This is a genomic window from Novosphingobium tardum (genome assembly GCF_042652045.1).
GTDB classification, from domain to species: domain Bacteria; phylum Pseudomonadota; class Alphaproteobacteria; order Sphingomonadales; family Sphingomonadaceae; genus Novosphingobium; species Novosphingobium tardum.
In genome coordinates, this window is sequence record NZ_JBHSDR010000006.1 from 492,259 (window position 1) to 519,009 (window position 26,751).

Consider the following 26,751-nt stretch of genomic DNA (forward strand, 5'->3'; position numbering starts at 1 on the left):
GAAACCTCGCCCGCGCCAGAGGTCAGGACGCATTCGGAATCCAGTTTCCGTGGAAACCCGGCGGCACGCGATGCGGGATGTGCACCGAAGCGACAGGGGGTCCGGTAAAGTCGCGCGCGTCGAGGATCACGAGTTCGGTCGCTTCGGTCGCCGCGTCGATCACCAGCCCCATCAGCCAGCCGTCGCCTTCGGCAGCATCGCTGCGGCGCGGGACGAACACGAATTCGCCAGGGTACCGTTCGCTGCCGAAGTCGCGATCCTCGCGGGTGCCGGCGACAAGGTCGTGCGCATGGATCACGGTCGCACCAAGGAACGCGCTTTCCTCGTTCTCCGGCAAGGCTATCGACCATGCGTAGCGGTATGGCCGGGCGAAAAAGCGTTCATCGGGCCGCGGAAACTCCTGGGCCGAAGGATCGATCGTGCTGCGGGTCACGGAGCGCGACAGCGGATCGACAACCCAGCGCTCAAGTCCCAGGCACTTGCCGTTCGGTCCAGCGTATCCGCCTGCAAACATCGTTGCATAGACGACAAGGTCGATAACCACGCAGCCGTCTTCGCGGTCGTACGAATTCGCGACGTGGAAGGCGTAACAAGGATCGACTTCGCACCAGATGATCGAGTCCGCATCGCCCTGGCGAGGCAGCAAACCGACGCGAGCGGGATGTTCCGCGTTCCAACGATACGGGAACGAATAACCGGAAAGCAGCGCCTTCACCGACAGCGTGACGGGAAGATCGAACACCACCGCAAATCGTTGCGTGAGCGCGCAATCGTGGATCGAAGGCCCGTTGGCGACGGGGATCGCCAGCTCGCGCACCACCTTGCCCGATGGGTCGATAACGACGTGGTGAACGCGGTTCGGCTGGGTCGCATCGTAAGTTATGGCGTGCTGCTCGCCCGTTGCCGGATCAAGATGCGGATGCGCGGAAAAGCTGCCCTGCAGTGAGCCGTCGAAGTCGCTGTAGACCTGGTTTTCCAGCGACGGCGAAAGCACGACCGGCGTGCTCCCCGCCTCGACCAGGGCCATGGGCCGGTTCGCGATCGCCACGACGTTGGTGTTGACCGTATCGCTGATCCGGCGAGGACCCGGCGCAGCCGACGGACCTCCGGCCGCCGCTACCGCTTTCGAGCGGATCCAGCAATTGCGATATCCCTCAGCCTTTCCGCACCGCAGGCGAATGGAATGAACCATGCCGTCGCCCGTGAACCAGTGGTGCCCTGCGGGATCGGGCGCGATGGGGTTCGGCCCGATCCGCATGTAACTGCCGTCAAGTTCCTCCGGGATCGTGCCGGTAACCTTCAGGCTGTCCAGCGTCAGCTCCTCAGTCATCGGGGCATGCAGTCCGGTCAGGAACGGGTGCTCGCCGGTGTCGAGGCGCTTGCGGTTGTATCCGGCAACAGCGCCGATGCCCTTGCCGACGGTGCTGCGAATGGTCTGTTCGAGGAAGCTTGCCATGATGTGCCGACTCCACTAAATGTTAACGCCGTTTACATCACGCAATGGTAACAGTGTCAACATCGAAAATCGCGGATCGCGGCTATCATCATGGCGACTTGCGCCCGGCACTCGTCGCAGCCGGGTTGAAACTCATCGAAACAACGGATGCCGACAGCCTCTCGCTGCGAGCCGTCGCGCGTGAAGTGGGCGTGAGCCCTACAGCGGTCTATCGCCACTTCCCCGACAAGCAGGCCTTGATGGCGGCGCTTGCCGAAGAGGGACTCGCTCGCCTCGGCGCCGCGCAACGCGAAGCCGCCGAGCGCGGCGGCGCCGACGCTTTCGGCGCCACGGGCCGTGCCTACGTTCGCTTCGCCCTCGCCAATCCTTCGCTGTTCCGACTCACATTCACTCATTCATGCGTTTCGCCGGGCGAACTTAACGAGGATGCCGCAGCCGAAATGCTCCAGGCCAATGCGATGCGCCTGGCCGGCGGCGACCCGGCGGAGGCGGCGCTGGTCGCCCTGCGCGCATGGGCGATCGCGCATGGGCTGGCGATGCTGATGCTCGATGGCCGCGTGCCTCCGTCCGACGATCTGATCGACGCCGCGATCGATTCACGCGCGCTCTTCCCGCAGCCGCAATCACCGGACCCGAAGCACGATTGATCGCCGGGCGAATGAGGGGCTAGAAGCGCCCCCATTCTCCTTCGGCCTGAGTTGCCGCTGTCTCTGCCACTTGCGCAATTGCGCAGTGTCGCCCTCCGATTACCGCCGAATGGATCCATGACCGAAATCGACACGCTGATTGCCACCGTATCCACATGGCTCGCGATCCATGCCTTGAGCATTGCAATAGCGGTCGGCGCCGGGACGCTTCTGGTCCTGATCTTTCTGGCCTTAAAGAACGTGCTGCTGCGCGCAGCCGCTCGCATCGGCGGGGATTATTCGTGGGCTGCGCTGATCGCACAGGTGGTCCGGCGGACGCGGCTGTGGTTCCTGATCGCGCTCGCCGCGCGGATGGTGCAGGGGTATGCCAATCCGCCCGAGATCGTCGCCCAGACGATCTCTTTCGTGTTCATCGTCGCCGCCACTTTCCAGGCCGCGATCTGGGCCCGCACTTTTGTGCTCGGCCTAATCGAGCATCGCGCCGGCAATGGCTCAGGTGATCCGAACCTGGCGAGCGCGCTGGCGATCATCAAGTTGCTCGTCTCGTTCGTCGTCTTCGCGATCGCGGCGATCTTCGTCCTCGACAACCTTGGCGTAAACGTCACCGGCCTGATCGCGGGACTCGGCGTCGGTGGCATCGCCATCGGCCTGGCGGCACAGGGCATATTCTCCGATCTGTTCGCCGCACTTTCGATCCTGTTCGATCGTCCCTTTCAGGTCGGCGACACGATCATCTACAACGGAAAGGAAGGCCCGGTAACGGGTGTTGTCGAGCGGATCGGCCTGAAATCAACGCGGATTCGGGCATTGACCGGGGAACTGCGCATTATCGCAAACGCCAAGCTGCTCGAACAGGAAGTGACCAATTTCGTGGGCCGCAGCTACTTCCGGATGCAGATGAACGTGGGAGTGATCTATCAGACCGATCCCGACGTGGCGGAATCGATCCCGGGGGTCATGCGCGGCGTGGTGGAGGCCGCCGGGCTGCAATTCGTGCGAGCCAACTTCACGGCGTTCGGGCCAAGCTCACTCGACTACGAACTGCTGTTCGAGGCTGAAACGAGCGATGTGGTGATCGCCAAGGCATCGTATCAGAAGGTCGCAATGGGCGTGCTTCGCGCCTTCGGTGAACGCGGTATCGAGTTTGCCTATCCCACGCAAACAACCTTCACCGCCGCCCCGGACGGGAAGATGATCATGCCTTATGCGGTCTCTGCCGTGGGTCCGGCACCAGCAGCGTAGTTTCTCAGGATCAGGAGGTCGGCGCGCGCGACGGCAGCAGCAGGCTGGCGTCGCCATAGCTGTAGAAGCGATACTCGGCCAAGATTGCATGACGATATGCGCGCTGCATCGTCTCCAGCCCCATCAGAGCCGAGACCAGCATGAAAAGGGTCGAACGTGGCAGGTGAAAGTTCGTCACCAGACCGTCGATCGCGCGAAAGCGGTATCCGGGCGTTATGAAGATTGCGGTGTCGCCTGCGAAGGCCCCGATTTCCCCATTTTCGTCGACGGCGCTCTCCAGAAGCCGAAGACTGGTAGTTCCAACGGCGATGATGCGGCCTCCACCGCGCTTGGCTTCGTTCAACCGGGCGGCCACTTCAGGCTCGATCCGGCCCCATTCGGCATGCATGGCATGGTCGGCGGTGTCATCCGCCTTGACCGGCAGGAATGTCCCCGCGCCGACATGCAAGGTCAGCGTCTCGTGCGCGATGCCCGCCTTCTCCAGGGACTCCATCAGGCGCGGAGTAAAATGCAGCGCGGCAGTCGGCGCGGCGACCGCACCCTTCTCGCGCGCGAACATCGTCTGGTAATCGGCGGCGTCAGCCTCGTCAGTCTCGCGCTTTCCGGCGATGTAGGGCGGCAGCGGCATGCGGCCCGCACGTTCGAGCAGCACCTCGACGGGCTCCTCTCCGGCGAAGGCCAGCGTCCAACTGCCGTCCTCGTGACGCGCTTCCGCAACGGCGGCAACCCCCTCGCCGAAGGCGATAATGTCACCTTCGTGCAGGCGCTTGGCGTTGCGCACGAACGCCTGCCAGCGGCGCAGATCGATCCGTTTGTGCAATGTCGCGCCGATCCGCGCGTTTCCCCGCGTGCCTTCAAGCTGCGCGGGGATCACTTTCGTGTCGTTGAAAACCAGCACGTCGCCGGCCCGCAGCAGGCCCGGCAAATCAGTGACCGCGGCATCTGCCAAAGCGCCCTGCCCATCGACGACGAGCATGCGCGCGGCATCGCGCGGCCGCGCAGGCCGCAAGGCTATCCGCTCGGGCGGCAGGTCAAAATCGAACAGGTCGACACGCATGGCGCGCGCCTAGCTCGCTCGCGGCGCGGGCCGCAAGCTACTTGGTCGAAGGCTTGCTGGCGCTAAGCTCTTCCGCCGTGATGGTCTGCGCGGGCGGGGTCACGACACGCGCGGGCACGGGCTTGTTGTCGCTGGCGATCGAAGCCTGGACGATGCGCGTGGGATTGGCGGGCGGCTCGCCGCGCTGGATGGCATCGACGAACTCCATGCCCGCGATCACCCGACCGAAATTGGTATAGCGGTTGTCGAGCGCGAAGCGCGGATAGAACATGATGAAGAACTGGCTGTTCGCGCTGTCCGGCTCGTTGGTGCGGGCCATCGAAACCGTGCCGCGCAGGTGGGGCACGCGATTGAACTCGGCCTTGAGGTCGGGGAGCTGCGAGCCGCCCTGCCCGGTCCCCGTGGGGTCGCCCGTCTGCGCCATGAATCCGTCGATCACCCGGTGGAAGATGATCCCGTCATAGAAACCCTGCCGGGTCAGCGTCTTGATCCGCTCGACGTGCGCGGGCGCCCATTGCGGCATCAGGCGGATCGCGACGCGCCCGCCGTTCGACAAGTCGAGCAGCAGGATGTTGTCGGGATCGACGCTGAGCGAGGGATCGACGAGCGTCATCGTGGGCGCGGGCGTGAGCGGCGAGACCTTCGCCTTGCTCTTTGCCGCAACGGGCGAGACCACGAGCGTCAGGGCGATGAAAATCGCAGCGAGCAGACGCGCGAGAAGAGGCGAACGCATGTGGGCTCAGGCTCCGGAAAAAAGGCCGTGTTTCAATATCGGCACGGGGGTGCGTCGGTCGGCGCGCGATAGCCCGATCCCGCTGTCACTGCAATGAACGATCAATATTCGCCCAGGCGTCCCAGTTCATCCACCCGGCGGATCACATCCTGCCGCACCGCCGGACTTACAAAATCGGCGATGTCGCCGCCGAACAGGGCGATTTCCTTGACGAGCTTCGAGGCGATCGGCTGGAGGCAGACGTCGGCCATCAGGAAGATTGTCTCGATCTCGTTGTCGAGCTGCTGGTTCATCCCGGCCATCTGATACTCGTATTCGAAGTCCGCCACCGCGCGCAGGCCGCGCACGATCACCGAGGCTCCCTGGCGGCGTGCGAATTTCATCAGCAGGGCGTTGAACCCGACCACCTCGACGTTGGGAATGCCAAGAGTATCGATTTCGCGCCGCACGGTCGCCATGCGTTCCTCGGGCGTGAACATCGGATTCTTGGACGGATTGGTCGTCACTCCGATTATGAGCCTATCAACCAGCTTGGCGCCGCGACGGATGATGTCGAGATGACCGAGGGTGATGGGATCGAACGTGCCGGGATAGACCCCGATCCGCAACGTTCGGCCTTCATCGGTGTCGTTCAGCGCCATCTAGCGGTCCCTTTCCACTACGTATCGCGCCAAGGCGCGCAAGATGTCGGCCTCCGCACCGCAACTGGCGAGGTGCGAGATCGCCTGCTCGACGAGCATCTCGGCCTGGGCACGAGCGCGCTGGGGGCCGAGCAGCGAAAGAAACGTCTCCTTGCCGGCGGCTTCGTCCTTGCGGAGCGCCTTGCCGGCCGCGACCTCGTCGCCCTCGGCATCCAGCAGGTCGTCGGCGATCTGAAAGGCCAGGCCAACGTCGCGTGCAAAGCCCCGCAGGTGCGTGCGCCCCTCGGGAACGACCCGACCCAGGATCGCCCCCATCTCTACCGCCGCGCCAAGCAGCGCACCGGTTTTCAACTGCTGCAAGCGGGTGACGGTAGGCAGGTCGAACCGGCTGCTTTCGGCCATCATGTCCATCATCTGGCCACCCGCCATTCCATTCGCCCCGCTGGCCATGGCAAGCGTGTAGATCAGTTCCGCACGAACGAAGGGATCGCCGCCCCCGGTCATGGGGTCTGACAGGATCTCGAAGGCAAAGGCGTGCAGCGCATCGCCGGCCAGCACCGCGGTCGCCTCGTCGAACTTGCGATGCACGGTCGGCTTGCCGTGCCGCATGTCGTCGTCGTCCATGCAGGGCAGGTCGTCATGGATCAGCGAGTAGACGTGTATCGCTTCTATCGCGCAGGCCACCCGCAGCGCGGTATCGCGATCGACAGCATGCATTTCGGCGGTCGCCACTAGCAGCAGCGGGCGCAGCCGCTTGCCGCCGCCGATAGCGGCATACCGCATCGCCTCGACCAGTGGTCTGCGAGGATCGTCGGGCACTGGCAGCAGAAGGTCGAAGCTGGAATCGATGTCTTGCGCAATCCGCGCAAGTTCCACGGAAAGGATGTCTGGCGCCGCTTGCGCCTCGCTCGGCACGATCACAGGGCCGTCTTGTCGGCGCGGGCAGCAGCCTGGACTCTCACCGCGCGGCGTCCTCGTCAAACGGGCGTACGCCGCTGGGAACGCCATCGCTTCCGGCAACGATCGCCTCGATCCGCGCCTGGGCGGAATCGAGCCGGGCCTGGCAGTGCTGGCGCAGCGCCTCGCCACGTTCGTAAAGTGCGATCGAATCGTCCAGCGGCGTCTCCGCACTCTCGAGCTTGCGCACGATCTCCTCGAGCGCGCGGAGCGCGTCCTCGAAACTCAGCGCGGCGATATCTGCAGGGTCGGCCATGGCGGACAGCATTGACCGGCGCGCGCACGGGGGTCAAGCTTCGCCGCAAACGGGTGAGGAACGGCGATGCGTTGGCTGACGGCATGGATCACGGTGGCGGTCGTTTTCGGTGGTCTTGATGCGCTGTGGCTGCGCTGGGCCGGTCCCAACCTTTATCGTCCCGCACTGGGCGATCTCCTCGCGCCGTCGTTCCGGGCGGCCCCGGCAATGGTGTTCTACGCGGCCTTCGTCACCGGCCTTGTGTGGTTCGCGGTGCGGCCTGGCTCCATTGGCGGAGCACCCTTGGCGGCAGCTCTCAACGGCGCGGCGCTCGGCGCGCTGGCCTATGCGACTTACGATCTCACCAACCAGGCGACACTGCGGACCTGGCCGGTCCACGTCACCGTTGTCGATATAGCCTGGGGCGCTTTCGCCAGCGCGGTCGCGGCGGGCATCGGGACAATCGTCATGCAGCGGCTTAGCTGAGCCGATTCCCGTGCCGGCGGACTAGCGGACCCGGTTCTTGGCCGCTAAGGCGCGGCCATGGCCGAAATCACCAACGAAGTCGTCGCCCAGCACGGGCTTTCGGAAGACGAATATGCGCGTGTGCTACACGCGCTGGGCCGCGAGCCCAATCTCGTCGAACTCGGCATTTTCTCGGTCATGTGGTCCGAGCACTGCTCGTACAAATCGAGCCGCATCCACCTGAAGAAACTGCCTACCCAAGCGCCGTGGGTAATCTGCGGTCCGGGCGAGAACGCCGGCGTGATCGACATCGGCGAAGGCCCCAATGGGACGCAACTGGCCTGCATCTTCAAGATGGAGAGCCACAACCACCCCAGTTACATCGAACCATATCAGGGCGCGGCGACGGGCGTCGGCGGCATCCTGCGCGACGTGTTCACCATGGGTGCGCGTCCGGTCGCCAACATGAACGCCTTGCGTTTCGGCAACCCCGATCACCCGAAGATGAAGCACCTCGTCCAGGGGGTTGTGGCGGGCATTGGCGGGTATGGCAACTGCGTGGGCGTGCCGACCGTCGGCGGGGAGACGAACTTCCACCCGGCCTACGACGGCAACATCCTCGTTAACGCGATGACCGTCGGCGTCGCCGACCAGGCGAAAATCTTCTACTCGGCCGCCACCGGGATCGGCAATCCGATCGTCTATGTGGGCTCCAAGACCGGGCGCGACGGCATCCACGGAGCCACCATGGCCTCGGCAGAGTTCGACGAAAATTCGGACGAAAAGCGCCCGACCGTCCAGGTTGGCGATCCCTTCACCGAGAAGCTGCTGATCGAGGCGTGCCTCGAACTCATGGCGACCGACGCCATCGTCGCCATCCAGGACATGGGTGCTGCCGGCCTTACCTCTTCGAGCGTCGAAATGGCGAGCAAGGGCGGCGCTGGCATCCGCCTCGACATGAACGCCGTGCCCTGCCGCGAAGAAGGCATGACGCCGTACGAGATGATGCTCAGCGAAAGCCAGGAGCGCATGCTCATGGTGCTGCGGCCCGGTTCCGAAGCGCAGGCCGAAGCGGTTTTCCGCAAGTGGGAGCTCGATTTCGCGGTCATCGGTGAAGTGACCGATACCGGCCACATGGTGCTCGAGTTCAACGGCGAGGTGGTCTGCGACATTCCGCTCGGCCCGCTGGCGGACGATGCCCCGCTCTATGACCGCCCCTACCTCAGCCAAGAGCAGTACAAGGCGTGGGCGCAGGTCGCGCCGCTCACCAATGTGCCTGAGCGGTCGGACGTTGCCGCCGACCTCCTCAAGCTGATGGGCAGTCCGGCTCTCGCCAGCCGGCGCTGGATCTGGGAACAGTACGATAGCCAGGTCGGCGCCGACACGCTGCAAAAGTCTGGGGGAGACGCCGCGGTCGTGCGGATCCACGACACCGGCAAGGCGCTCGCGATCACGACGGACTGCACGCCGCGCTATTGCTATGCCGATCCAGTCGAAGGCGGAAAGCAGGCGATCGCGGAATCGTTCCGCAATCTGAGCGCCGTCGGCGCCAGACCGCTCGCGGTCACCAATTGTCTCAACTTCGGTTCCCCCCAACGGCCGGAGATCATGGCCCAGATCGTCGGCTGCCTCGACGGGATGAGCCAGGCCTGCGTCGCGCTCGACATGCCGATAGTCAGCGGCAACGTCAGCCTCTACAACGAAAGCAAGGCGACCGGTGGCGGCAGCGCGATCCTGCCCACTCCAGCCATCGGCGCAGTCGGCCTGCTCGACGACCACACGAAAATGGCGACCGTCGCCTTCAAGGACGGGGCCCAGAAGATATTCCTCATTGGAGCCGATCCGCGCGCGGAGCCGGAGATCGGACAATCGTTGTGGTTGGATGTCTGCTGCGGGATGCAAGCGGGCTCACCCCCGCGCGTCGATCTGAACGCTGAGCGGCGGCGCGGCGAATTCGTTCGCGTGCTGATCGACGAAGGCCTCGTCACCGCCGTGCACGATGTTTCCGACGGCGGCATTCTGGTCGCCGTGGCCGAGATGGCGCTGGCTGGAAACGTCGGTGCCCGTCTGCTGATTAATGCCTTCGAAGATCAGGTCGACCGCGAAAAAATACGTCACGCCTGGTCGCTCTTCGCCGAAAACCAGGGCCGCTATCTCGTCACGGAACCGTTCGATTCACACGTCGTTGAAAAAATGGCGCGCGAGGCCGACATCGGCTGTTGCTTCATCGGCTGGACCGGCTCGGAAACGATCGCGATCGGCACGGCTGAGGAAGTGACTGACGGTGAAGTCTCGCTCGCCGAACTGCGTCGCGCGAACGAGGCCTTCTTCCCCGAATGGATGGATCGCTGAACGACGCGGCCAGGCCGGCCCCGAAGTCAGCTCAGGCGGCGAGAAGGTTGTAGGGGTCGCAGCCCTGGGCGCGCAGCATCTCGTGCGCCTTGTGATACTGGACCGGACGAGCGATCCCGAATTTCGCCCGCGCCTCTTCCAGCGGCATCGCCAGTAGATCGCGGATCGCCATTTCCGAAACCTTCGGGCACGCCTTGCCCAGACGCTTGCCCTCGGTGATCGCGGCGATGACCGGCACGCCCTTGCCGATGCCCGCCTTGTTCATCCGGCTCTTCATGTTGAGGCCGCCGGCATAGGCGATGAACACGTTGCCCAGGCTCGGGCTCTGTCCATAAGTGAAGGCAAGCACGCACTGCTCGCCCAGCGCATCGCGACCATAGCCCGTCAGCACGTGAAGGAGATCGTGCGTATCGCGCTGCCGGAATCCGTACCATTCGATCTGATCGTCGAACGGCGGGCGGTTGCCGCGCGTTTTGAGGGATTCGGCCACAAGTCCGGCCGCGGTAAGGCCCTCAGCCTCCATGAAATCGCAATAGGCATGCGCGACCGACCCGGCCGGCGTGCGGCGAAGGGCCGCGTGGTCGTCGAGAATGTCGGGGAGGAATTCCTCGCTGTCGAAAATCGCCCTGCCCTTCTCGCTTTCCATGAAGGCGCGCGCGGCGGGGACGAAGCCCTTGTATGGCAGCGCCTCGAAGATACGAAACACCTCCTCGGTGTTTTCCTTGTCCTTCAGCAGCTGGCGGAAGTGATAGAGAGCCTTGAGCGGGCGGAACCGTGCCGGCTCGCGCGCTGGATTGCAGAACTGCGGCATCGGGCGATGCGCGCGCACGTCACGCGTGTCCGTCAAATCCGCATCGAGAGGGGGCGCAGCGACAAACGTCGAGTCGAACGATTCCATCCCGCTCGACTATTTTATACTAACATCCATGTCAATAGGCCGAGTCTGTCAGCGGCAGTTGCAGGCGTTCGCCTTGACTGGCTTGGGGCGGGTCGTGGCGAATTCCTCTGCGTTGAGCTGGAGATTCCCGTCCTTGTCCGCTGCCTTGAAGCGATTGCCGGTGGCGACCGCCCATTCTTCGAACGTCAGCAGGTTGTTGCCATCCGCATCGAGCTTGCGGAAGGCAGCGGTGCGCGTCGCCATCAATTCGTTGCGCGAGATGATGCGGTCCCCATTCCGGTCGTACCTCGCGAACCGGCGTTGCTCGCGGCTCATCTCGGTCGCTTCGGGCGGTGCAGGCCCGCGGCGCCCCCGAACGTCGGCAGTTGGCAGCGGCCCCGGCGCGGGTGTCGCCTCGCCATCGTTCAGCAATTCGGGCGGGGGCGCCCCAGCCTCTACTGCGGCGCGACCTTGCCACCAGAACACTCCGGCCGCGACAAGCAGCAGCGCGCCGAGCGCTCCGATAACGATGCGATTCAAGAATAATCCTCCGCTGCCAGCCACATAGCCTAGCGGCCGATTATGCCAAGCCTGATGATGCGGGCGAACCGGCGCAGGGTTCCCTCACCTTCCGACTCTCCCCGCGCGATGTCGGCAAGGATGGCAAGCGGGCGCAGATCACGTGGGAGAGCGGGTGGGCGGGCATCCTGCGCCGCGAGCAACCGGGAGGCGGCAGCCCGCCCTTCCGGCTCGGGCAGGCCGACGGAAAGATCGGACAGCGCCCACGCCCGTCCAACCAGGCGAACCGCGTCCTCGACCGACGCGTCCATTCCGACGATCCGCCCAAGTGCCGCGAATGCGTCTGCCCTTCCCTCTGCAATCCGGGCGATTACCGGTTCGGCCGGCGAGCCGCCGACCGCGCCCTCCCAGGCATCGACCAGTTGCCCAAGCACTTCGCGTTCCGTTTCCCACCGAACAAGGATCGCCAGAAGCGGCTCGCCCCGCGGCCAGTCCGCTGTCGGCTGCGCCATGCGGTCGCGCCACCACGCCAGTTTGAGCTGACCAAGTAATGGTTCTCGCGCGCCTAGCGCGGTGCGGGCCAGCCGCGCGTCCAGCCGCAGCAAACCCTCCCACACCGGCCGGGCTCCGGACCGCGCATAGGCCAGCGCCAGCCTGTGCGGGGGCGACAGGTCATTTAAATCGCGGGAGAATAGCGCGGGGTCGGGTCGAACAGGCGGCTGCACCCAATAACTTCCTATTAACCACTCTGCTTGAATGAGCGCTTACCAACCCCCGCTAACAGGGCTGGTGCGAATATCCATGTTCGACGGACCGGGGCAATCAGATGCGCGACACTGTGGCTAAGCTCAAGCGGCTTGGAAAGCGGCTGCGTAAGGACGCAAGCGGAAACGCGATCATGATGCTGGCATTGGGGATGCCGGCATTGATCGGCGGTGCCGGTCTCGCGGTCGATACCGCGCAATGGTACATGTGGAAGCGCGAATTGCAGTTCGCCGTCGACCAGGCCGCACTCGCCGGCGCCTGGGCCCGCACCGACCCGGCGACGGAAAACAACTACGCCACCCGCGCCACGCAGGAATTCAATGCAAACGTCTCGGTGATCGAAGGCGACACGAGCGAGCCGGTGATCACGCTGGCCAACTATGCCGCCGGGACGGGCAACAGCGTGATCGTCCACGCCACCGTCAGCCACGAACTGCCCTTCTCGAGCTTCCTGACCGGCAGCTCGCCGAGCATTTACGCCTACGCGCAGGCCAGCTTCGAGGAAGGCAACACCTTTACCAGCTGCCTGATCGCGGTCGATCCGGATGACGACGGCGCGATCAACATCGGCGGTAACTCGGTCCTGACTGCAAGCTGCGGTCTGGCCGCGCTGTCGACATCCGATGAAGCCATCACGGTCGATGGCAATCCCACCGTGGACGCAGGCTGGATCCTGGCCGCGGGGGGCATCGACCAGTGGCTCAAGGACAACACCGACGACACGATCCTCGAGCACATGTCGGGCCTCTACGATCCGTTCAAGGATCTGCAGCCCCCAAACCCGACCGAAAGCCAGGTCGCCCGCACGTACAACTGCGTGAAGGGTTCGACGACGACGAAGGCTTCGAAGAAGACCGACGTGACGGCGACCTACACCTATTGGAAGGGTGAGGATTACAACACCGCTGTCCAGACCACTTACAGCAAGGCCAAGTCGCCGACGACGACAACTCATACCGATTCCATCGTGATCGTCTCCAACGACACGGTGAACGGAACCGTGGTAACAACCACGGTCACCTGGACGGCGGTCAACGGCAGCAGCAAGAACACGATCTGGGAGAAGAAGACCGTCGTAACGTCGGACACGTATTCCGGCGTCACGAGCACAACGACTCCCGACCAGGCCTCGGTTCTTCCAGGCACGTACACGGGCGGCATCAAGGTCGCCTGCAACACGACCTTCTCGACCGGAGTCTACATCCTCGACGGGGGCGGGCTCGAGATCGACGGTCAGTACTCGGTCACCGGCGCGGGCGTGATGTTCGTCCTCAAGAACGGGGCCTACATCAAGATCAACGGCGGATCGAACATCAACCTGACCGCGATCCAGGCGTCCGACCTCGTCGCGCGCGGGGTAACGGTGGATCAGGCCAACAAGCTGGCCGGCATGCTGGTCTTCGAGGCCAAGGATTCGTCGAGCAGCAACCGCAACCGCATCAACGGCAACGCGGCCACCGTGCTGAACGGCACAGTCTACCTGCCCAACAGCGGCGTCGACTTTCTGGGCACGGCTACGGTCACTAGCCAGTGCCTGATGATCGCGGCCGCGACGATCAACATCACCGGCGATGCCAACATGAGCACCTTCTGCCCTGCCGGGGCAGTCGAAGACACCGTGGTGGCCACGCAGGTCTCGCGCGTGAAGCTGGTGGCGTGACGATGGCACTCGTCAGGCTCCGCTCGTTTCTCGGCGACCGTCGCGGGACGGTCATGATCGAGACCGCGTTTGTCGCACCTGTTCTGGTGATGATGGCATTGGGCTCGTTCGACGCAAGCCGCATGGTCGCCCGCCAGGCCGAGCTGCAGAGCGCGGCAGCGGAAGCGGCATCCATCGTGCAGACCTCGCCTCCGCAGGACGCCGCCGCACGCGACACGATCCGCAACGTCCTCAAGGCCTCGACCGGCCTCGACGACGAACATGTCGTTGTGGCCGAGATCTACCGCTGCGATAGCGACCCGGCCTACGTCCTGACCAAGACCTGCGCGGCGACGTCCCATGTCTCGACATTCGTGCGCGTGACGCTGACCGATAGCTATTCGCCGGTCTGGACGAACTTCGGCGTGGGCAGCGCACTGCAATACGACGTCGTTCGCACGGTGCAGGTCTCGTGACGACCGCTCAGTTCCTTCGTGCCCTGCGAAAGGATCAGGCCGGCGCCGCAGTGATCGAGTTTGCGATCCTCGCGCCCGCGATTATCGCGATGATGCTGGGCGTGTTCCAGGTCGGCATCGCCCTGCAGAACTACAATGCGCTGCGAAATGCTTCGGCCGAAGTGGCGCGTTATGCCCTGGTCCAATACGGAACGGGGAACATGCTGACCGACGACCAGCTTCGCGACTACGCGATTTCGGTGGGACGCGGTGCGCCTTATCTGCTCAATTCGGACCGGCTGATCGCGAAGGTCACGACACCTGCTACCCAGCGCGTGGTTGGCGCGATGGAAAAGAACCTCGAGGTGGAATACCAGATTCCGACCGTCTTCGAGGCGATGGGGCTGCGCGGCCCCTACATTTCCTATTCGCGCCCGATGTTCATGGTGACGGCGGCCGCTCCGGCGCCCTGATCCTCAGCGACAGATCCTGCCGTCACCTTAGCGGTAGCAGACCTTCTTCACCGTCTCGACGATCCGGGCCGCATCGATCAGCGCCGCCTTTTCCAGGTTCGCGGCATAGGGCAGCGGTACATCCTCGTCGCAAACCCGCAGGACGGGTGCGTCGAGATGATCGAAACCTTCTTCCATGCAGATTGCCATGATTTCCGAGGCGATCGAGCACGTCGGCCAGCCTTCCTCGGCGATGACCAGTCGGTTTGTCCGGGACAGGCTTTCCAGCACCGCTGCCTTGTCGAGCGGGCGCAACGTGCGCAGGTCGATAACCTCGGCATCGATCCCTTCACTCGCCAGTGTTTCCGCCGCGTCGAGCGCGAGGCCAACGCCGATAGAATAGCTGACGATCGTCACGTCCTTGCCCGGCCGGACCTTGCGCGCCTTGCCGATGGGCAGGACATGATCGTCGCCCATCGCCGGCACGTCGAACGTGCGGCCATAGACCAGTTCGTTTTCGAGGAAGACGACCGGGTCCTCGCTGCGGATCGCCGCCTTGAGCAATCCTTTCGCATCCGCCGCATCGTAGGGCGCGATTACGATCAGGCCCGGGACCGACGCATACCACGGGCCATAGTTCTGGCTGTGCTGCGCACCGACGCGGCTGGCCGCGCCGTTGGGACCGCGGAACACGATGGGGCAGCGCATCTGTCCGCCGGACATGTAGTTCGTCTTGGCGGCCGAGTTGATGATGTGGTCGATGGCCTGCATCGCAAAGTTGAAGGTCATGAACTCAATGATCGGCCGCAGTCCGCCCATTGCCGCACCGGTGCCGATCCCGGCAAACCCGTACTCGGTGATCGGCGTGTCGATCACGCGGCGCGGGCCGAACTCGTCCAGCAACCCCTGCGTGACCTTGTACGCGCCCTGATACTCAGCCACCTCCTCGCCCATCACGAAGACGCGATCGTCGCGGCGCATTTCTTCCGCCATCGCGTCGCGTAACGCCTCTCTAACCGTGGCGGCAACGAGCGCGGTTCCAGCCGGCACCAGCGGATCGGCAGCCGGCTTTGCATCCGACGCTAGCTGGGCCGCGCCGCCTTCAGGCTTCGGCGCCGGAGCAGGTGCTTCGGATTCGGCGGCCTTCTGGTCCACCGCCGGGGCCGCGCTGGCTTCTTGCGAGGGCGACGGGGCGGATGCAGCTTGGGCCTCGCCGTCTTCGCCGATGGTCGCGATGACCGTTCCGACTTTCACGTTCTCGCTGCCCTCGGGAATCAGAATCTTTCCGATGGTGCCTTCGTCCACCGCCTCGAATTCCATCGTCGCCTTGTCGGTCTCGATCTCGGCGAGGATATCGCCGGACTTCACGGTGTCGCCTTCTTTCACCAGCCACTTGGCCAGCGTGCCTTCTTCCATCGTCGGCGACAGTGCGGGCATCTTGAGCTCGATCGCCATCAGTACGACTCCACCAGGACATCGGTGTAGAGTTCGGCCGGGGCCGGTTCGGGCGAGCTTTCGGCGAAATCAGCCGCCTCGCTGACCTGCGCGCGGATGCGCTTGTCGATTTCCTTGAGCTTGTCCTCGGCCACGCCGCGCCGCATCAGCTCTTCCTTCGCGCCCTCGATCGGGTCGTGCTTCTCGCGCATTTCCTGCACTTCTTCGCGGCTCCGGTACTTGGCCGGATCCGACATCGAGTGCCCGCGATAACGATAGGTGTTCAGCTCCATCAGAACCGGCCCATTGCCGCCGCGCACGAACTCGAGCGCGACTTCGGCGGCCTGGCGGACCTCGAGCACGTCCATCCCGTTGACGTCCATGCCCGGAATGCGAAACGCCGTGCCGCGCCGGTAGAACTCCGTCTCGGCGCTGCCCCGGCGCACGGCCGTGCCCATTGCGTAACCGTTGTTCTCGATCACGAAGACGATCGGCAGCTTCCACAGCGAAGCCATGTTGAAGCTTTCGTAGACCTGGCCCTGGTTGGCCGCACCGTCGCCGAAATAGGCCATGACCACGCCGCCGTCCTCACGGTACTTGTGCCCGAAGGCCAGCCCCGCGCCGAGCGAGACCTGTGCGCCCACGATACCGTGCCCGCCGTAGAAGCGGTGCTCGGTCGAGAACATATGCATCGATCCGCCCTTGCCCTTCGAAATGCCGGCCTGCCGCCCGGTCAGCTCGGCCATGATGACTTTGGGGTCGATCCCGTAGGCAAGCATGTGGCCGTGATCGCGGTAGCCCGTGATCACGCTGTCCCGGTCGTTGTCCAGAGCTGACTGAAGGCCGACCGCAACCGCTTCCTGCCCGATATAGAGATGGCAGAATCCGCCAATCAGCCCCAGCCCGTAGAGCTGTCCCGCGCGCTCCTCGAAGCGGCGGATGAGGAGCATTTGCTCATAAAATTCCATGAGCTGCTCGTCGCTCGCCGCGAAATGCTTCTGATTGGCATGGGCGCGTTGCAAGCTGCGAAGCTCATACCCCGCATCGTCCTGAGCCGGGGCGGCCGGAGTGGGAGCGGACGAACGCTGCGCGGGAGCGGCCTTGGCCGGCTTGCGAGCAGCGGGGGTTGCGGGTTTTGCCAAGCGTGTGTCCCCTAGCCAGTAACTTGCACGCACCGTTGATCGGCGCACTGAAGGAATCAGGCTATAGGCTCAAGCTAGTTGCCCGCGCAACGATTGTCAGGGAAGATAACCTAACAGGTTAAATTCGGAGAGATAGCGTACCGAAGCCTTACGGACGTGCGATAACTAGCTCGTCCGGGTGCGCTACGTTGAGATTCCGGCGCAGCAACTCACCTACTAGGTCCGGGTCCGCATGGCGCGGATCGAGAAGATCGACCCGGTTGCGCAGCTCGTCCCGCTCAGCCGAAAGCTGGCGCAGTTCGTGACGGCGTTCCTTGAGCACCCGGCTGTTCTCGCTCCACGCCAAGAGGCCGCTTGGCCCAGCCAGCGCGAACGCGCCGACGACCAGCAGCGCGACCAGGGCAAAAGCCTGGGTCATGCTTTCGCGGGGCAATTTGAGAGGGCGCTGACGGCGTTGCACGAATGTGACAGAATCACAGTTAACCATGCGATTCAAGCGCTATTGCGCCCTTTTCGCACTAATCAGGCAACAATTAGCGCCCTAGGGTCGAATTGGCCCCGTCAGTAGCTTCGCGGCAACTTCAGCACATGTTCCGCCACGTAGCTCAGGATGAGGTTCGTGCTGATCGGGGCGACCGTGTAAAGCCTCGCCTCACGGAATTTCCGCTCGACGTCGTACTCCTCAGCGAAACCGAATCCGCCGTGGGTCTGCACGCACATGTCGGCAGCCGCCCAGCTCGCTTCCGACGCGAGCATTTTGGACATGTTTGCTTCTTCGCCGGGATTGCCTCCCGCGTCGTAGACGCCAGCCGCGTGGTGAACCATGAGTTCGGCGGCACGCATCTGCGCGTAGCAGCGGGCAATGGGGAACTGCACGCCCTGGTTTTGCCCGATCGGACGGCCGAAGACGTGTCGTTCCTTGGCGTAATCGGTCGCCTTGGCGATGAACCACTTGGCGTCGCCGATGCATTCCGCCGCGATGAGAATACGCTCGGCGTTCATCCCCGAAAGAATGTAGCGGAAACCCTTCCCTTCCTCACCGATCAGCGCAGAAGCGGGTATCCGCATGTCGTCGAAGAACACCTCGGTGGTCGAGTGGTTCATCATGGTGCGGATCGGCTTGATGGTCATCCCCTTGCCGACGACTTCGCGCATATCGACGAGGAAGATCGAAAGGCCCTCGGTCTTGCTGGCGACCTGCTCGCGCGGGGTCGTCCGTGCCAGCAGGAGCATGAGGTCGGAATGTTCGGCGCGGCTCGTCCAGATTTTTTGGCCGTTGATGACGTAGTGATCGCCGTCGCGCACCGCCACGGTGCGAAGCGAGAGGGTGTCCGTTCCGCTGGTCGGCTCGCTGACCCCGAATGCCTGGAGCCGCAGCGCACCGCTGGCGATCTTCGGAAGATACTCGCGCTTCTGCTCATCGCTACCGTAACGCAGCAGCGTGTTCATGATGTACATCTGGGCGTGGCACGACGCGCCGTTGGCGCCGGAGGACTGGATCTCCTCCATGATCACCGCTGCTGCATTGAGTCCCAAACCGCTTCCGCCGAAATCCTCGGGGATGAGGGCAGCAAGGAAGCCGGCGCTGGTCAGCGCATCGACGAATTCGGTCGGATAGGCCTTCTCGCGATCCTTTTCGCGCCAGTATTCACCGGGGAATTCCGCGCAAAGAGCCTGCACGGCGCGCCGAATTTCGACGATGTCCTCGCTCTCGGTACCTGCCGACAAGACGCTGCCTCCAAATTTAAGCGATCGGTTAATCCGACGCCCGTAGCGGCCTCAATGGCGCTTGTCGAGCGGACGCGCCTCAGGCCGACATCACGACCTTGAGCGCGCCTTCGGCCTTAATATCGCACAGGCGATATGCTTCCGCGCCGTCACTTAGTGATAGGCGATGGCTGATCGTCGTCTCGGGTTTCAGCCGCCCGCTCTGCACCAGGGGGATAAGGGCCGGAAGTTCGAACGGGACGGAACAGGTGCCGATGGCAAAGGTCAGACCCTGGCCAAAGGCGCGTTCTAGCGGGAACGCGTAGCGCTTGGTCTGCGCAACCCCGATCGCCGAGATGATGCCGCCCCTGCCCGCTAGGCGCAGGGCGAGGTCGATGGTGCCGTCTCCGCCGACCGCTTCGATCACGCTGTCGGCCTTGCGCCCGCACGTAGCCTCGCGGATTTCCTCGAGCGCGTCGGACGGATGGAACACCTCCGCGCCGCGCTCTGCCGCCAGTGCGCGGCGGGCGGCAACGGGATCGATCGCAAAGACCCGCGATGCGCCCATCACGAATGCGCTCTCGACGGCCATCAATCCGATCGGGCCCAGCCCGATGACCGCGACCGTTCCGCCAGGCGCGATCTGGGCGCGGCGTGCGCCGAACCAGGCAGTCGCCATCGCATCGGTCAGCATCAATGCCTGTTCGTCGCTCAATCCATCGGGAATCGGAACGGCGTTGAAATCGCCCGCGGGCACGCGGATCGCCTCGGCTTGGCAACCCTGCAGCGCCGCTGACAAGCCATAGCAGCCCGCCATGTTGTTCTCGCACTTGCCGACCATTCCCGACAGGCATTGGCGGCATGCGCCGCAACCCGTGGCCGCCGGCAGCATCACCCGGTCCCCTGCCCGGAGCCGGCGCACCGCGCGCCCGGTCTCGACAACTTCGCCGACGGCTTCATGGCCGACGCAATAGCCGGTGTCCTCGCTGAAACCGTGACCGTGGTAGATATGGAGATCGCTGCCGCAGATCGCGCACAGGTTCATCTTGACGATGATGTCGGTATCGGCCTCCAGCCGGGGATCATCCATGCCTTCGCAATGGATGTCGCCGGGACCGAAATAGCGCAGGGCCTTCATCGCCGATCCTCTTCCCGCCAAGTGGTGGTGCGCCCGACGGGATTCGAACCCATGGCCCCCAGATTAGGAATCCTAATCGGACGCTACGGATTCAGCCGTTTTTGCCCACCGTGTTGCATCCGTGTTGCATTCAGGAATTAAACTCTGCCTGCGCGGCGGCGATCAGTTCCGCATCTTGCGAGGCGTCAGCGATCAGGTGCCCGTAGGTATCGAGCGTCAACTGGATGCCCGAATGCCCCATCCATACCTGAAGCCGCTTCAAGTCAATCCGCTGTTTGATCCACGCGCTTACCGCCGCGTGACGCAGACTGTGGAAGCCATAACGCGCCTGCATGACAGGCTCGCCATCCTTATCGACCTGAGGCTTGCCGCCGATAATGACAGGATCGCATACCCCGGCGGCGGCCTGGAGCGGGAAGAACTTCCGCCGCAACAGGTGGCCATATTGATGCACCCCGCCCTGACCGTTCGGGAACGCCAGCCCTAGCTTGCCCTTCGGACAGCGTAGCTTCCACGCTGTCAGCTCTGCGACTAGTGCAGGCGCTATCGGAATCGTCCTGTGGCCTGCCTCGGACTTGGGTGGGCCAATCTCTCCGAACTTGTCGGCCCGCTGCGACACGGTGATCGTTGCGGACTTCAGGTCTATATCGGTCCACTTTAGACCCCGTAGCTCAGACGCCCTCAACCCGGTGAAGATAGCGGTCGAAAGCAGCGGGCGCATATCGTCCGGCGCATGATCGAGCATCGCCCGCAATTCGGCCTTCGTCGGAATCGAGACTTTTGCCCGCTCGCGCTTGGGGCGCGTGACCCGAACGCCCTGCGCCACGTTCTGAGCAACCAGCCCCCGCCGCTGCGCTTCAGTGAGTATGCTCGACAATGCCCGCACGGCCTTGCTGGCCATCGCTTTCGAACGCGTGGCCACAAGCTCATCGCGGAAGGCCTCGGCCATTGGCCTGGTAAGCCGGGAAAGCCGTTCGGCGCCGATCAGCGGGACGATATGCAGGCGGGCGAGCTGGCCATACTGATCGACCGTGCCGCGCTCCCGGCCCTCGGCCTCGGCCTTGGCAATCCACAAATCAGCGGCTGCGGCGACCGTGACCGATTGCGAGTCGGCTGTGTGAACCCCTCGGCTTACCTGCCACGCGGCGCCGACAGACCACGCCTCAGCATCCTTCTTGAGCCTGAATTGCTTAGCGCGGCGCTTGCCCGCTTGATCGCGGTAATCGACCAGCCAGGCGACCTTGCTTTCGCCCGCTGGCGTGACCCAGGCGCGCTTACGAATAGCCATCTGATTGAGTGTCTTTGAGAATGCGATGCGCGACCTGCCCGACAAGCGTGATGGCCAGCAAATTTTCACCTGATCCGGCTACAAGAGCACCATGGGTCGCCAATTCCTTTAAGGCGCTGCGCGAACTGTCATCCATGACGATCTCGCCGTCTTGGGAGATCGCAATCAACGCGTCGCAAGCCGACCGCGAAATGCGCTTTATCAATTCCTTCGCCTGCGCCCTCACCCTTTCAGCAGGTATAGGGGGGCTAACTGAAAAGTCTGTCTCGCCAAGGTCGAGCATCTGCCTTTTGACCCGCTCTGTCTGCTCCGGAGACAAACTCAATCCGTCGGTGAGCGGCATAGACTTAATGAAGTCAGTCAGCCTTCGCGCCTCCTCTAGCAAATCCTCCCTCATTTCTGTGACCAGAGCGAATTTGAAATCGTGAGCGATGATGGAAATCAACTGCCTGCAAAGTGCAGTGCCGTTGATCGCCAAATAGCGGCGCGGCACACCATCAACGTCATCCGCCCCCCCGGACGCGCCTGTGTCAAAAAGCGTTCGAAGGTTTGATAGGGCGATAGCTTCGACCGCCTCGTAATCATCAAATTCGCTCGCGCCAAAGGCTGTCAGTTCTGCCAACGCATCCGACCTGAACAGCCAAGCATAAGTAAGCTCTGGCGCGTCCAGATCGTTTTGCTCGGCCAACTCCGCGGCCTCAAAATCTGTAAATGTCGCGAGATATGCGGAGTATCTGAGTTGATTCCAATTGTGTCGGACCAGACTAGCGGCACGTTGGGGCGGCAACCCCAGCCTCAATAGCTCTACGCCAGTTGCCAACTGCACCAACTCCCCAAACGACATTACCGCTGCGCGGCCCCTGCCTGGTTCGCTGCCCTCACCTCGGAGCCCCTGCTTCTGCAGGTTCTTGAGTCGCGAGCTGAACGCAACCCGCTTGTCCGGCGCAACTCCCGTCAGTTGGGCGAGCACCGCTTCGACCTGTCCAAAAGATAAGCGGGGCATTCAGCATCCTCAAAATTGAACCGGCACTGTCCCGAGCTGTTGACAGCCATCGGCAATAGGCATAAAAGCAACGTTGGTTTTTAACATTGGTTTCCATCGTTGGTAAAGCCTGTCGCTACACGGAAAAGGAACTTTCATGCAACCCCTCTCGAATGATCTACTTAGCGGCGCAAAGGCAGCCGCAGACTACATTGGGGAAACCCCCCGCGCCGTTTACCACATGAGCGAGCGGGGAACTTTGCCGGTGATCAGGAAGGGCCGGAAGCTCTACTTTCGAAAGAGCGAGCTTGAGGCGGCTTTCCGGTCGGACCCGGCCTGATGGAACGGAAAAGCCCCCGGGTCGTGGAGGACCCGAGGGCTGGATTGTCCAGTGGACCGGACACCCCCAGCCCTACCCGCAAACGCCCGAAACTGCAAGCGCCGCTCGCCGCTCGGGAGCGCCTGGCGCGCGTCCGGCAACTCGCAAAACCGCCGTCTTGGATGGACGGACTGGAGCGCGACGCCCGCGCATTCCTGCAAGCCCGAGGGAGGCAAGCATGACCGAACATTGCGTGAATCTGACCGAGGATCAGGGCCGCTTTCTCGTGGCGGTCATGCCGCCGTGCAACGATTACCCGCCGCAAATCTTCCCCGACTATCGGCAGGCGCGCGGCTTCGCGGCTGGCATCCGGCTCTGTCGCCGCTGGCCTATCCACGATCACACGCGGGAGGCGGACAATGGATGATTGGACCGCTGCCGTTGCGCTGCTCGAAATGGCCCGCACCGATGCGCTAGAGGACGTGGAAAGCGACCTGGAGATTGACCTTCTCGGAATGGCGCAGGTCGATGCAGCCGAAGCGCTGATGGTCATGCCCGCCCCCCACCTGCCTGCACTCGCTGAAAAGCTACGAACATTCATGGCGGAGGAAATCTACCGCCGCGAAGAGCTGTTCGTCCGCGAGATGGTCGGAGCCATGATCGAGGACGTTAAGCGCCTCGCCGGAGGTGGCCATGGCTGACCTGCACCGCCTCTCCAATTCCGCAATCCTCATGCGCCGGGGTGATATTGAGGCAATCCTGGCAATCGTAGCTGCTACGCAACAGGCGGCATCCCAAGCGGCTGCATTGCTGCTCGACCGCCTGGACCACTTCGACGGCGACCCGGACCTAGAGGACGACGATCCCCGCGAGGATGACGACCCGCGCGAGGACGATGATCCCGACCACGAACACGACGGGCGAGAGCCCGAGTTAAGCGCTTAGGGCCGGACCATGGGGCAAACCAAATGGGACAGGGCCAAGTCGCCCCGGCACGTCCGCGTCTTTCACAGCATGATGGACACCGATGCTTGGCGCGCGGCCAGCGGTAACAGCATCAAGGTGCTTCTGGCGCTCGTCCGGAAGGACAACGGCGGCCGGAACGGCAACCTTGCTTTCAGTTGCCGCGAGGCTGCCGATTTGACCGGCTTGTCGGTTCGCACCTGTCACCGCTGCCTTGTCGAACTCCAGGAGCTTGGCTTTATCGCCTGCACCCAAAAGGGCGCGTTCAGCCGCAAGGTGCTCCACGCCAGTCTCTGGCGCTACACATGGCAGGCATGGCCGGACGGCAAGAAGGGTCCGACGCGCGAATATGAAAAATGGCGACCCGATGGAAATACGCGGTTGCAGGTTTTGTCGCGTCCGATTGCAGTTTCCAACACCAAACTGGAAACAGACCCCGCCACGGATGCAGAAATTGCCACCGATGAAAGTGGAAAGTCGCTCGTTTCCACCGATGCTCATTCGGACAGGATTGCTACACTTACTGGTTACCAGGGAGGGCCGCTTGGCGGCGAGGAATTAGAACAACGGAAACAGGCCAATCCTTCATCGGCGGCCCCGTGTGACCGATTGCGCGGACTACTGATTGACCGGCTGGCAATTGCCGAACCCGGCGAACAATCGCGGATAGCGAGCGCCATTGGATCACCTGGCGGAACGCTCTCCAAGTTCCTCGCCGGACGCAACCTGCCACAACCCTATCAAGCCCCACTGGCTGCGCTTCTGGGGGCAAGCCAATGAGGCGCGAACGCCACGGCCGCATTGAAGGCAGACGCGGACAGGTCCTGCGCGATGCCAGGCTGCAACGCGAGCCGCTGTGCCGGGACTGCCGCTCTGTAGGCAGGACGACCGCCGCAACGGTGATCGACCATATCAAGCCGCTCGCTCACGGCGGGCTGGACGTGGACAGCAACTGCCGCGCCCTTTGCCGTGCCTGTCACGAGGACCGGACTCGCGAGCAATTCGGGCAACGCCGCAAGCCCCGGATAGGGCCGGACGGCTGGCCGATGGACGACGCGCGATGACGGCCCTGGACACCCCCGCCCTTAGAAGTCTGGCCCTTGGGGACGGGAAGGCGCCTGGGGAGCTTCGAACAAACGCTAATACAGTTTCTCGCCCGCGCCCGCGCACGTGCGCGCGAGGGAGGCAGCATTGGAACGTGATAACCGCCGCGAAAGGATGAAGGATGACCGAACAGACCGGCCAGGTAAGCCTACCCGAACTGATGCGCCAAGTAACCAATCAGATGATCGAGCAAGGTGTTCCCGCGCCAGAGATGGTGTCTGCTATGGTTGGGGCGGCGATTGACTTGTCACGCTCACTACTCGGCAATTTGGCGACCAGCAATTACTTCGCCAAGATCGCTGTCATGCTCGATGAAGAGTTGCATTTTGGCGAATAGTATGCTACACTACGTGTCGCTTGTTCGCAGTCGATCATCGGTCGGCCCTGCAAGCGAGAGGCGCGCTTCCCGGCCTATCCGGTTCGAGCGCGGGACGCCTCCACCGTGCGCCCTTTGTGCGCGGCTTCAGCGTCGGCACGCAGGCGGCTTTTGCCGCCCGGTTCAACGTGTCGGCACATTACGCTGAAGCCGACCACTCAAGGGCAATTCAAAATGCACAAATCCATCCAAGAGGCGCGCGAGAAGATCGCCGCCAACACCGGCAAGCTACGCGCCTTCGACGGCGAATTCTTCGACAGCCTTCAGTCCCGGTTCGACAAGCTCAGCGCGTCGTCGCAGCACCCGGCCGATTTCCGCCGCCTCAGCACTGAGGTTCGCAACTATGCAAACCAGGTTGCCAACCGCGACGATTGGAACAGCGACGTTCACGGTCCCATCTACGACGGCCTGATGGCGTGGATTGATGCCATCGACATTTCCATTGAGAACCGCGCCGTCGCTCGCGATGCACTGGGGATGGGCCTGGAGGGCGAGAGCTCGCGCGGCGCCTGGCGGGATGCCAAGACCGGCGCCGCGATCAAGCTCCACTCTCCTGCGGATCGCGTGGGTAACTCGGCTGCGCCGCGCGTCGGCATGGGCGAGTTGCTCGAAGGCATGTTCTTCGGCCCCAAGACCGATGCCGTTCGCAACGCGCTGGAGTCCGGCACGGACAGCGCAGGTGGCTACAGCGTCCCGTTGGAGATTAGCCGCGACTTCATCGACAGGCTGCGCGCCAAGTCCGTCTTCGTTCAAGCGGGCGCTCGCACCGTGATGCTCGATGGCCCGACCAGAATCGTGCGGCTCGACCAAGATCCGACCGCCACCTGGCGCGCAGAGAATGCCAGCATCGGCGACAGCGATGTCGTCCTAAGCGCTGTGGACCTTGAGCCCAAATCGCTTTCGACGCTCGTGAAGGTCCCCTACGAGCTGCTTGCTGACAGCACCAACGTTGCGGATATCTTGGCCCGGGCAACAGTTCAGGCGCTTGCCGTTGAACTGGACCGGGCTTCGCTTTTTGGCAGCGGGACTAGCAACGAGCCGGCCGGCCTTTTCACGACAAGCAACATCAACAGCGTCTCGATGGGAACGAACGGAGCCACACCATCCAGCGGTTGGGATGAGTGGCTAGACATGCTGTATGAGCTGGAGTTGGACAACGCCTCTGCGCCCTCTGCCGCCATTTGGCATCCCCGGACGGCCCGAACCTATCGCAAGATGAAGGACGCCAACAGCAACCCGCTGACTGTCCCGAGCCCTATCGATACGCTGCCCAAGCTCAGCACTACGTCAGTGCCCATCAATCAAGACCAAGGGACGGCTACGGGCATTTGCTCGACAGTCCTCATGGGCGACTTCACTCAGGCAATCCTGGGAATGCGAGAGCAGATCCAGATCATCCGCTTGGACCAGACGTTCGCGGCCAACGGCCAGATCGGCTTCTGGGCTCGCCTGCGCGCGGACGTTGGGTTCGCGCATGGGCAGAGCTTCTGCAAGCTGATTGGCGTGAAGGCCTAGCGGACAGAGCGGGCGGCGGTAGCTGAATATGCCGACCGCCCGCTCCCCGAAGCTTCATCAACCAGGGAAAGATCGCATGATTACTTTTAGGTCTCGATATTCGTTTGTGCCCGCGTTCAAGGAATCCCCGGCTTCGAACGCCCTCCTGATAGCGGCGAAGCCCGACTTGTCTGCGCAGCGCGGAGACAGCCCCAAGCCCTCTCCCAAAGCGCACTAGACACCCGGGGGGCGAAATCTCTGAGCTCAAGGGGCGGACGGCGCGCGGGTTCTAAACTTCGCTCACAGCCAGTT

Annotated in this window: 31 protein-coding genes; 15 read left to right on the forward strand and 16 right to left on the reverse strand. The window is 63.4% G+C overall.

Annotation, left to right across the window (positions count from 1 at the left end):
- Positions 1–22 precede the first annotated feature (22 nt).
- Entirely contained in the window at positions 23–1,456 is a 1,434-nt protein-coding gene (locus tag ACFO0A_RS10295) for an 8'-apo-carotenoid 13,14-cleaving dioxygenase (RefSeq protein WP_379538917.1), read from the reverse strand.
- Between the two features lie 44 nt (positions 1,457–1,500).
- On the opposite strand from ACFO0A_RS10295, the gene ACFO0A_RS10300 reads away from it, so the two are divergent.
- Entirely contained in the window at positions 1,501–2,103 is a 603-nt protein-coding gene (locus ACFO0A_RS10300; protein WP_379538918.1) for a TetR/AcrR family transcriptional regulator, read from the forward strand.
- A gap of 117 nt (positions 2,104–2,220) precedes the next feature.
- Positions 2,221–3,345 carry a mechanosensitive ion channel family protein gene (locus tag ACFO0A_RS10305; protein ID WP_379538919.1) on the forward strand — a complete coding sequence of 375 codons (1,125 nt, stop codon included), beginning with the start codon at positions 2,221–2,223 and terminating at the stop codon, positions 3,343–3,345.
- 10 nt (positions 3,346–3,355) lie between these two features.
- On the opposite strand, the gene queA is transcribed toward ACFO0A_RS10305, so the two are convergent.
- The 5 genes from queA to ACFO0A_RS10330 form a co-directional block, all read right to left on the reverse strand.
- Positions 3,356–4,402 carry a tRNA preQ1(34) S-adenosylmethionine ribosyltransferase-isomerase QueA gene (gene queA / locus ACFO0A_RS10310; protein WP_379538920.1) on the reverse strand — a complete coding sequence of 349 codons (1,047 nt, stop codon included), beginning with the start codon at positions 4,400–4,402 and terminating at the stop codon, positions 3,356–3,358.
- Positions 4,403–4,439: 37 nt separating this feature from the next.
- Complete coding sequence (locus ACFO0A_RS10315) at positions 4,440–5,135, reverse strand: peptidylprolyl isomerase (RefSeq protein WP_379538921.1); 696 nt, start codon at positions 5,133–5,135, stop codon at positions 4,440–4,442.
- Positions 5,136–5,236: 101 nt separating this feature from the next.
- On the reverse strand, positions 5,237–5,776 hold the full coding sequence (gene coaD / locus ACFO0A_RS10320) for a pantetheine-phosphate adenylyltransferase (RefSeq protein ID WP_379538922.1): 540 nt from the start codon (positions 5,774–5,776) through the stop codon (positions 5,237–5,239).
- Complete coding sequence (locus tag ACFO0A_RS10325; protein ID WP_379539645.1) at positions 5,777–6,691, reverse strand: polyprenyl synthetase family protein; 915 nt, start codon at positions 6,689–6,691, stop codon at positions 5,777–5,779.
- A 43-nt stretch (positions 6,692–6,734) separates the two neighbouring features.
- On the reverse strand, positions 6,735–6,989 hold the full coding sequence (locus ACFO0A_RS10330; protein WP_379538923.1) for an exodeoxyribonuclease VII small subunit: 255 nt from the start codon (positions 6,987–6,989) through the stop codon (positions 6,735–6,737).
- Between the two features lie 66 nt (positions 6,990–7,055).
- On the opposite strand from ACFO0A_RS10330, the gene ACFO0A_RS10335 reads away from it, so the two are divergent.
- On the forward strand, positions 7,056–7,454 hold the full coding sequence (locus ACFO0A_RS10335) for a DUF2177 family protein (RefSeq protein ID WP_379538924.1): 399 nt from the start codon (positions 7,056–7,058) through the stop codon (positions 7,452–7,454).
- 57 nt (positions 7,455–7,511) lie between these two features.
- Positions 7,512–9,785, forward strand: coding sequence for a phosphoribosylformylglycinamidine synthase subunit PurL (purL, locus tag ACFO0A_RS10340; RefSeq protein WP_379538925.1), 2,274 nt, complete (start codon positions 7,512–7,514; stop codon positions 9,783–9,785).
- A gap of 31 nt (positions 9,786–9,816) precedes the next feature.
- On the opposite strand, the gene ACFO0A_RS10345 is transcribed toward purL, so the two are convergent.
- From ACFO0A_RS10345 to ACFO0A_RS10355, 3 genes are read right to left on the reverse strand one after another with little or no spacing between them, the layout of a single operon-like run.
- On the reverse strand, positions 9,817–10,683 hold the full coding sequence (locus tag ACFO0A_RS10345; protein ID WP_379538926.1) for a Coq4 family protein: 867 nt from the start codon (positions 10,681–10,683) through the stop codon (positions 9,817–9,819).
- Positions 10,684–10,731: 48 nt separating this feature from the next.
- Complete coding sequence (locus ACFO0A_RS10350; protein WP_379538927.1) at positions 10,732–11,202, reverse strand: EF-hand domain-containing protein; 471 nt, start codon at positions 11,200–11,202, stop codon at positions 10,732–10,734.
- 29 nt (positions 11,203–11,231) lie between these two features.
- A complete protein-coding gene (locus ACFO0A_RS10355; RefSeq protein WP_379538928.1) occupies positions 11,232–11,798 on the reverse strand; it encodes a hypothetical protein in 567 nt (188 codons plus the stop codon).
- Between the two features lie 209 nt (positions 11,799–12,007).
- Here ACFO0A_RS10355 and ACFO0A_RS10360 point away from each other — a divergent pair, with 209 nt between their 5' ends.
- The 3 genes from ACFO0A_RS10360 to ACFO0A_RS10370 are packed head-to-tail and all read left to right on the forward strand — an operon-like array spanning position 12,008 to position 14,513.
- Positions 12,008–13,606, forward strand: coding sequence for a pilus assembly protein TadG-related protein (locus tag ACFO0A_RS10360; RefSeq protein WP_379538929.1), 1,599 nt, complete (start codon positions 12,008–12,010; stop codon positions 13,604–13,606).
- 2 nt (positions 13,607–13,608) lie between these two features.
- On the forward strand, positions 13,609–14,061 hold the full coding sequence (locus tag ACFO0A_RS10365) for a TadE/TadG family type IV pilus assembly protein (RefSeq protein ID WP_379539646.1): 453 nt from the start codon (positions 13,609–13,611) through the stop codon (positions 14,059–14,061).
- Positions 14,058–14,513, forward strand: coding sequence for a TadE/TadG family type IV pilus assembly protein (locus tag ACFO0A_RS10370; RefSeq protein ID WP_379538930.1), 456 nt, complete (start codon positions 14,058–14,060; stop codon positions 14,511–14,513). Before ACFO0A_RS10365 ends, ACFO0A_RS10370 begins: the two co-directional genes overlap by 4 nt.
- A gap of 27 nt (positions 14,514–14,540) precedes the next feature.
- On the opposite strand, the gene ACFO0A_RS10375 is transcribed toward ACFO0A_RS10370, so the two are convergent.
- The 7 genes from ACFO0A_RS10375 to ACFO0A_RS10405 all read right to left on the reverse strand — a co-directional run bounded on the left by ACFO0A_RS10375 (position 14,541) and on the right by ACFO0A_RS10405 (position 22,204).
- Positions 14,541–15,947, reverse strand: a complete 1,407-nt coding sequence (locus ACFO0A_RS10375; RefSeq protein ID WP_379538931.1) for a pyruvate dehydrogenase complex E1 component subunit beta — start codon at positions 15,945–15,947, stop codon at positions 14,541–14,543.
- Positions 15,947–17,068 carry a pyruvate dehydrogenase (acetyl-transferring) E1 component subunit alpha gene (gene pdhA, locus ACFO0A_RS10380; RefSeq protein ID WP_379538932.1) on the reverse strand — a complete coding sequence of 374 codons (1,122 nt, stop codon included), beginning with the start codon at positions 17,066–17,068 and terminating at the stop codon, positions 15,947–15,949. Before pdhA ends, ACFO0A_RS10375 begins: the two co-directional genes overlap by 1 nt.
- Before the next feature lie 148 nt (positions 17,069–17,216).
- Positions 17,217–17,486 carry an FtsB family cell division protein gene (locus ACFO0A_RS10385; protein ID WP_379538933.1) on the reverse strand — a complete coding sequence of 90 codons (270 nt, stop codon included), beginning with the start codon at positions 17,484–17,486 and terminating at the stop codon, positions 17,217–17,219.
- Between the two features lie 143 nt (positions 17,487–17,629).
- Entirely contained in the window at positions 17,630–18,796 is a 1,167-nt protein-coding gene (locus tag ACFO0A_RS10390) for an acyl-CoA dehydrogenase family protein (RefSeq protein ID WP_379538934.1), read from the reverse strand.
- A 79-nt stretch (positions 18,797–18,875) separates the two neighbouring features.
- A complete protein-coding gene (locus ACFO0A_RS10395; protein WP_379538935.1) occupies positions 18,876–19,913 on the reverse strand; it encodes an alcohol dehydrogenase family protein in 1,038 nt (345 codons plus the stop codon).
- Positions 19,914–20,043: 130 nt separating this feature from the next.
- Positions 20,044–21,246 (reverse strand): tyrosine-type recombinase/integrase, encoded by a 1,203-nt coding sequence (locus ACFO0A_RS10400; RefSeq protein ID WP_379538936.1) that lies wholly within the window; start codon positions 21,244–21,246, stop codon positions 20,044–20,046.
- The gene (locus ACFO0A_RS10405) at positions 21,188–22,204 is read right to left on the reverse strand and encodes a hypothetical protein (protein ID WP_379538937.1); all 1,017 of its coding nucleotides are present in this window, start codon (positions 22,202–22,204) and stop codon (positions 21,188–21,190) included. Before ACFO0A_RS10405 ends, ACFO0A_RS10400 begins: the two co-directional genes overlap by 59 nt.
- 136 nt (positions 22,205–22,340) lie before the next feature.
- Here ACFO0A_RS10405 and ACFO0A_RS10410 point away from each other — a divergent pair, with 136 nt between their 5' ends.
- From ACFO0A_RS10410 to ACFO0A_RS10445, 8 genes are all read left to right on the forward strand, one after another.
- Positions 22,341–22,523: a helix-turn-helix domain-containing protein gene (locus ACFO0A_RS10410; RefSeq protein ID WP_379538938.1), complete on the forward strand. Its 183-nt coding sequence runs from the start codon at positions 22,341–22,343 to the stop codon at positions 22,521–22,523.
- A 217-nt stretch (positions 22,524–22,740) separates the two neighbouring features.
- Positions 22,741–22,929 (forward strand): hypothetical protein, encoded by a 189-nt coding sequence (locus tag ACFO0A_RS10415; protein WP_379538939.1) that lies wholly within the window; start codon positions 22,741–22,743, stop codon positions 22,927–22,929.
- Positions 22,922–23,203, forward strand: coding sequence for a hypothetical protein (locus tag ACFO0A_RS10420; RefSeq protein ID WP_379538940.1), 282 nt, complete (start codon positions 22,922–22,924; stop codon positions 23,201–23,203). The genes ACFO0A_RS10415 and ACFO0A_RS10420 overlap by 8 nt, the downstream gene beginning before the upstream one ends.
- Entirely contained in the window at positions 23,196–23,447 is a 252-nt protein-coding gene (locus ACFO0A_RS10425; protein WP_379538941.1) for a hypothetical protein, read from the forward strand. The genes ACFO0A_RS10420 and ACFO0A_RS10425 overlap by 8 nt, the downstream gene beginning before the upstream one ends.
- A gap of 69 nt (positions 23,448–23,516) precedes the next feature.
- On the forward strand, positions 23,517–24,245 hold the full coding sequence (locus tag ACFO0A_RS10430; protein WP_379538942.1) for a hypothetical protein: 729 nt from the start codon (positions 23,517–23,519) through the stop codon (positions 24,243–24,245).
- Positions 24,242–24,529 (forward strand): HNH endonuclease, encoded by a 288-nt coding sequence (locus ACFO0A_RS10435; RefSeq protein ID WP_379538943.1) that lies wholly within the window; start codon positions 24,242–24,244, stop codon positions 24,527–24,529. The genes ACFO0A_RS10430 and ACFO0A_RS10435 overlap by 4 nt, the downstream gene beginning before the upstream one ends.
- Before the next feature lie 161 nt (positions 24,530–24,690).
- Positions 24,691–24,906, forward strand: a complete 216-nt coding sequence (locus ACFO0A_RS10440; RefSeq protein WP_379538944.1) for a hypothetical protein — start codon at positions 24,691–24,693, stop codon at positions 24,904–24,906.
- A 150-nt stretch (positions 24,907–25,056) separates the two neighbouring features.
- Positions 25,057–26,460, forward strand: coding sequence for a phage major capsid protein (locus tag ACFO0A_RS10445; RefSeq protein ID WP_379538945.1), 1,404 nt, complete (start codon positions 25,057–25,059; stop codon positions 26,458–26,460).
- Positions 26,461–26,751 lie beyond the last annotated feature (291 nt).

What these genes read in the sequence shown, in the direction of transcription:
- ACFO0A_RS10295 (WP_379538917.1), bottom strand. Translation starts at nt 1,456, where the DNA reads ATGGCAAGCTTCCTCGAACAGACCATTCGCAGCACCGTCGGCAAGGGC.
- ACFO0A_RS10300 (WP_379538918.1), top strand. Translation starts at nt 1,501, where the DNA reads ATGGTAACAGTGTCAACATCGAAAATCGCGGATCGCGGCTATCATCAT.
- ACFO0A_RS10305 (WP_379538919.1), top strand. Translation starts at nt 2,221, where the DNA reads ATGACCGAAATCGACACGCTGATTGCCACCGTATCCACATGGCTCGCG.
- queA (WP_379538920.1), bottom strand. Translation starts at nt 4,402, where the DNA reads ATGCGTGTCGACCTGTTCGATTTTGACCTGCCGCCCGAGCGGATAGCC.
- ACFO0A_RS10315 (WP_379538921.1), bottom strand. Translation starts at nt 5,135, where the DNA reads ATGCGTTCGCCTCTTCTCGCGCGTCTGCTCGCTGCGATTTTCATCGCC.
- coaD (WP_379538922.1), bottom strand. Translation starts at nt 5,776, where the DNA reads ATGGCGCTGAACGACACCGATGAAGGCCGAACGTTGCGGATCGGGGTC.
- ACFO0A_RS10330 (WP_379538923.1), bottom strand. Translation starts at nt 6,989, where the DNA reads ATGGCCGACCCTGCAGATATCGCCGCGCTGAGTTTCGAGGACGCGCTC.
- ACFO0A_RS10335 (WP_379538924.1), top strand. Translation starts at nt 7,056, where the DNA reads ATGCGTTGGCTGACGGCATGGATCACGGTGGCGGTCGTTTTCGGTGGT.
- purL (WP_379538925.1), top strand. Translation starts at nt 7,512, where the DNA reads ATGGCCGAAATCACCAACGAAGTCGTCGCCCAGCACGGGCTTTCGGAA.
- ACFO0A_RS10345 (WP_379538926.1), bottom strand. Translation starts at nt 10,683, where the DNA reads ATGGAATCGTTCGACTCGACGTTTGTCGCTGCGCCCCCTCTCGATGCG.
- ACFO0A_RS10360 (WP_379538929.1), top strand. Translation starts at nt 12,008, where the DNA reads ATGCGCGACACTGTGGCTAAGCTCAAGCGGCTTGGAAAGCGGCTGCGT.
- ACFO0A_RS10365 (WP_379539646.1), top strand. Translation starts at nt 13,609, where the DNA reads ATGGCACTCGTCAGGCTCCGCTCGTTTCTCGGCGACCGTCGCGGGACG.
- ACFO0A_RS10375 (WP_379538931.1), bottom strand. Translation starts at nt 15,947, where the DNA reads ATGGCGATCGAGCTCAAGATGCCCGCACTGTCGCCGACGATGGAAGAA.
- ACFO0A_RS10385 (WP_379538933.1), bottom strand. Translation starts at nt 17,486, where the DNA reads ATGACCCAGGCTTTTGCCCTGGTCGCGCTGCTGGTCGTCGGCGCGTTC.
- ACFO0A_RS10395 (WP_379538935.1), bottom strand. Translation starts at nt 19,913, where the DNA reads ATGAAGGCCCTGCGCTATTTCGGTCCCGGCGACATCCATTGCGAAGGC.
- ACFO0A_RS10405 (WP_379538937.1), bottom strand. Translation starts at nt 22,204, where the DNA reads ATGCCCCGCTTATCTTTTGGACAGGTCGAAGCGGTGCTCGCCCAACTG.
- ACFO0A_RS10410 (WP_379538938.1), top strand. Translation starts at nt 22,341, where the DNA reads ATGCAACCCCTCTCGAATGATCTACTTAGCGGCGCAAAGGCAGCCGCA.
- ACFO0A_RS10415 (WP_379538939.1), top strand. Translation starts at nt 22,741, where the DNA reads ATGACCGAACATTGCGTGAATCTGACCGAGGATCAGGGCCGCTTTCTC.
- ACFO0A_RS10420 (WP_379538940.1), top strand. Translation starts at nt 22,922, where the DNA reads ATGGATGATTGGACCGCTGCCGTTGCGCTGCTCGAAATGGCCCGCACC.
- ACFO0A_RS10425 (WP_379538941.1), top strand. Translation starts at nt 23,196, where the DNA reads ATGGCTGACCTGCACCGCCTCTCCAATTCCGCAATCCTCATGCGCCGG.
- ACFO0A_RS10430 (WP_379538942.1), top strand. Translation starts at nt 23,517, where the DNA reads ATGATGGACACCGATGCTTGGCGCGCGGCCAGCGGTAACAGCATCAAG.
- ACFO0A_RS10435 (WP_379538943.1), top strand. Translation starts at nt 24,242, where the DNA reads ATGAGGCGCGAACGCCACGGCCGCATTGAAGGCAGACGCGGACAGGTC.
- ACFO0A_RS10440 (WP_379538944.1), top strand. Translation starts at nt 24,691, where the DNA reads ATGACCGAACAGACCGGCCAGGTAAGCCTACCCGAACTGATGCGCCAA.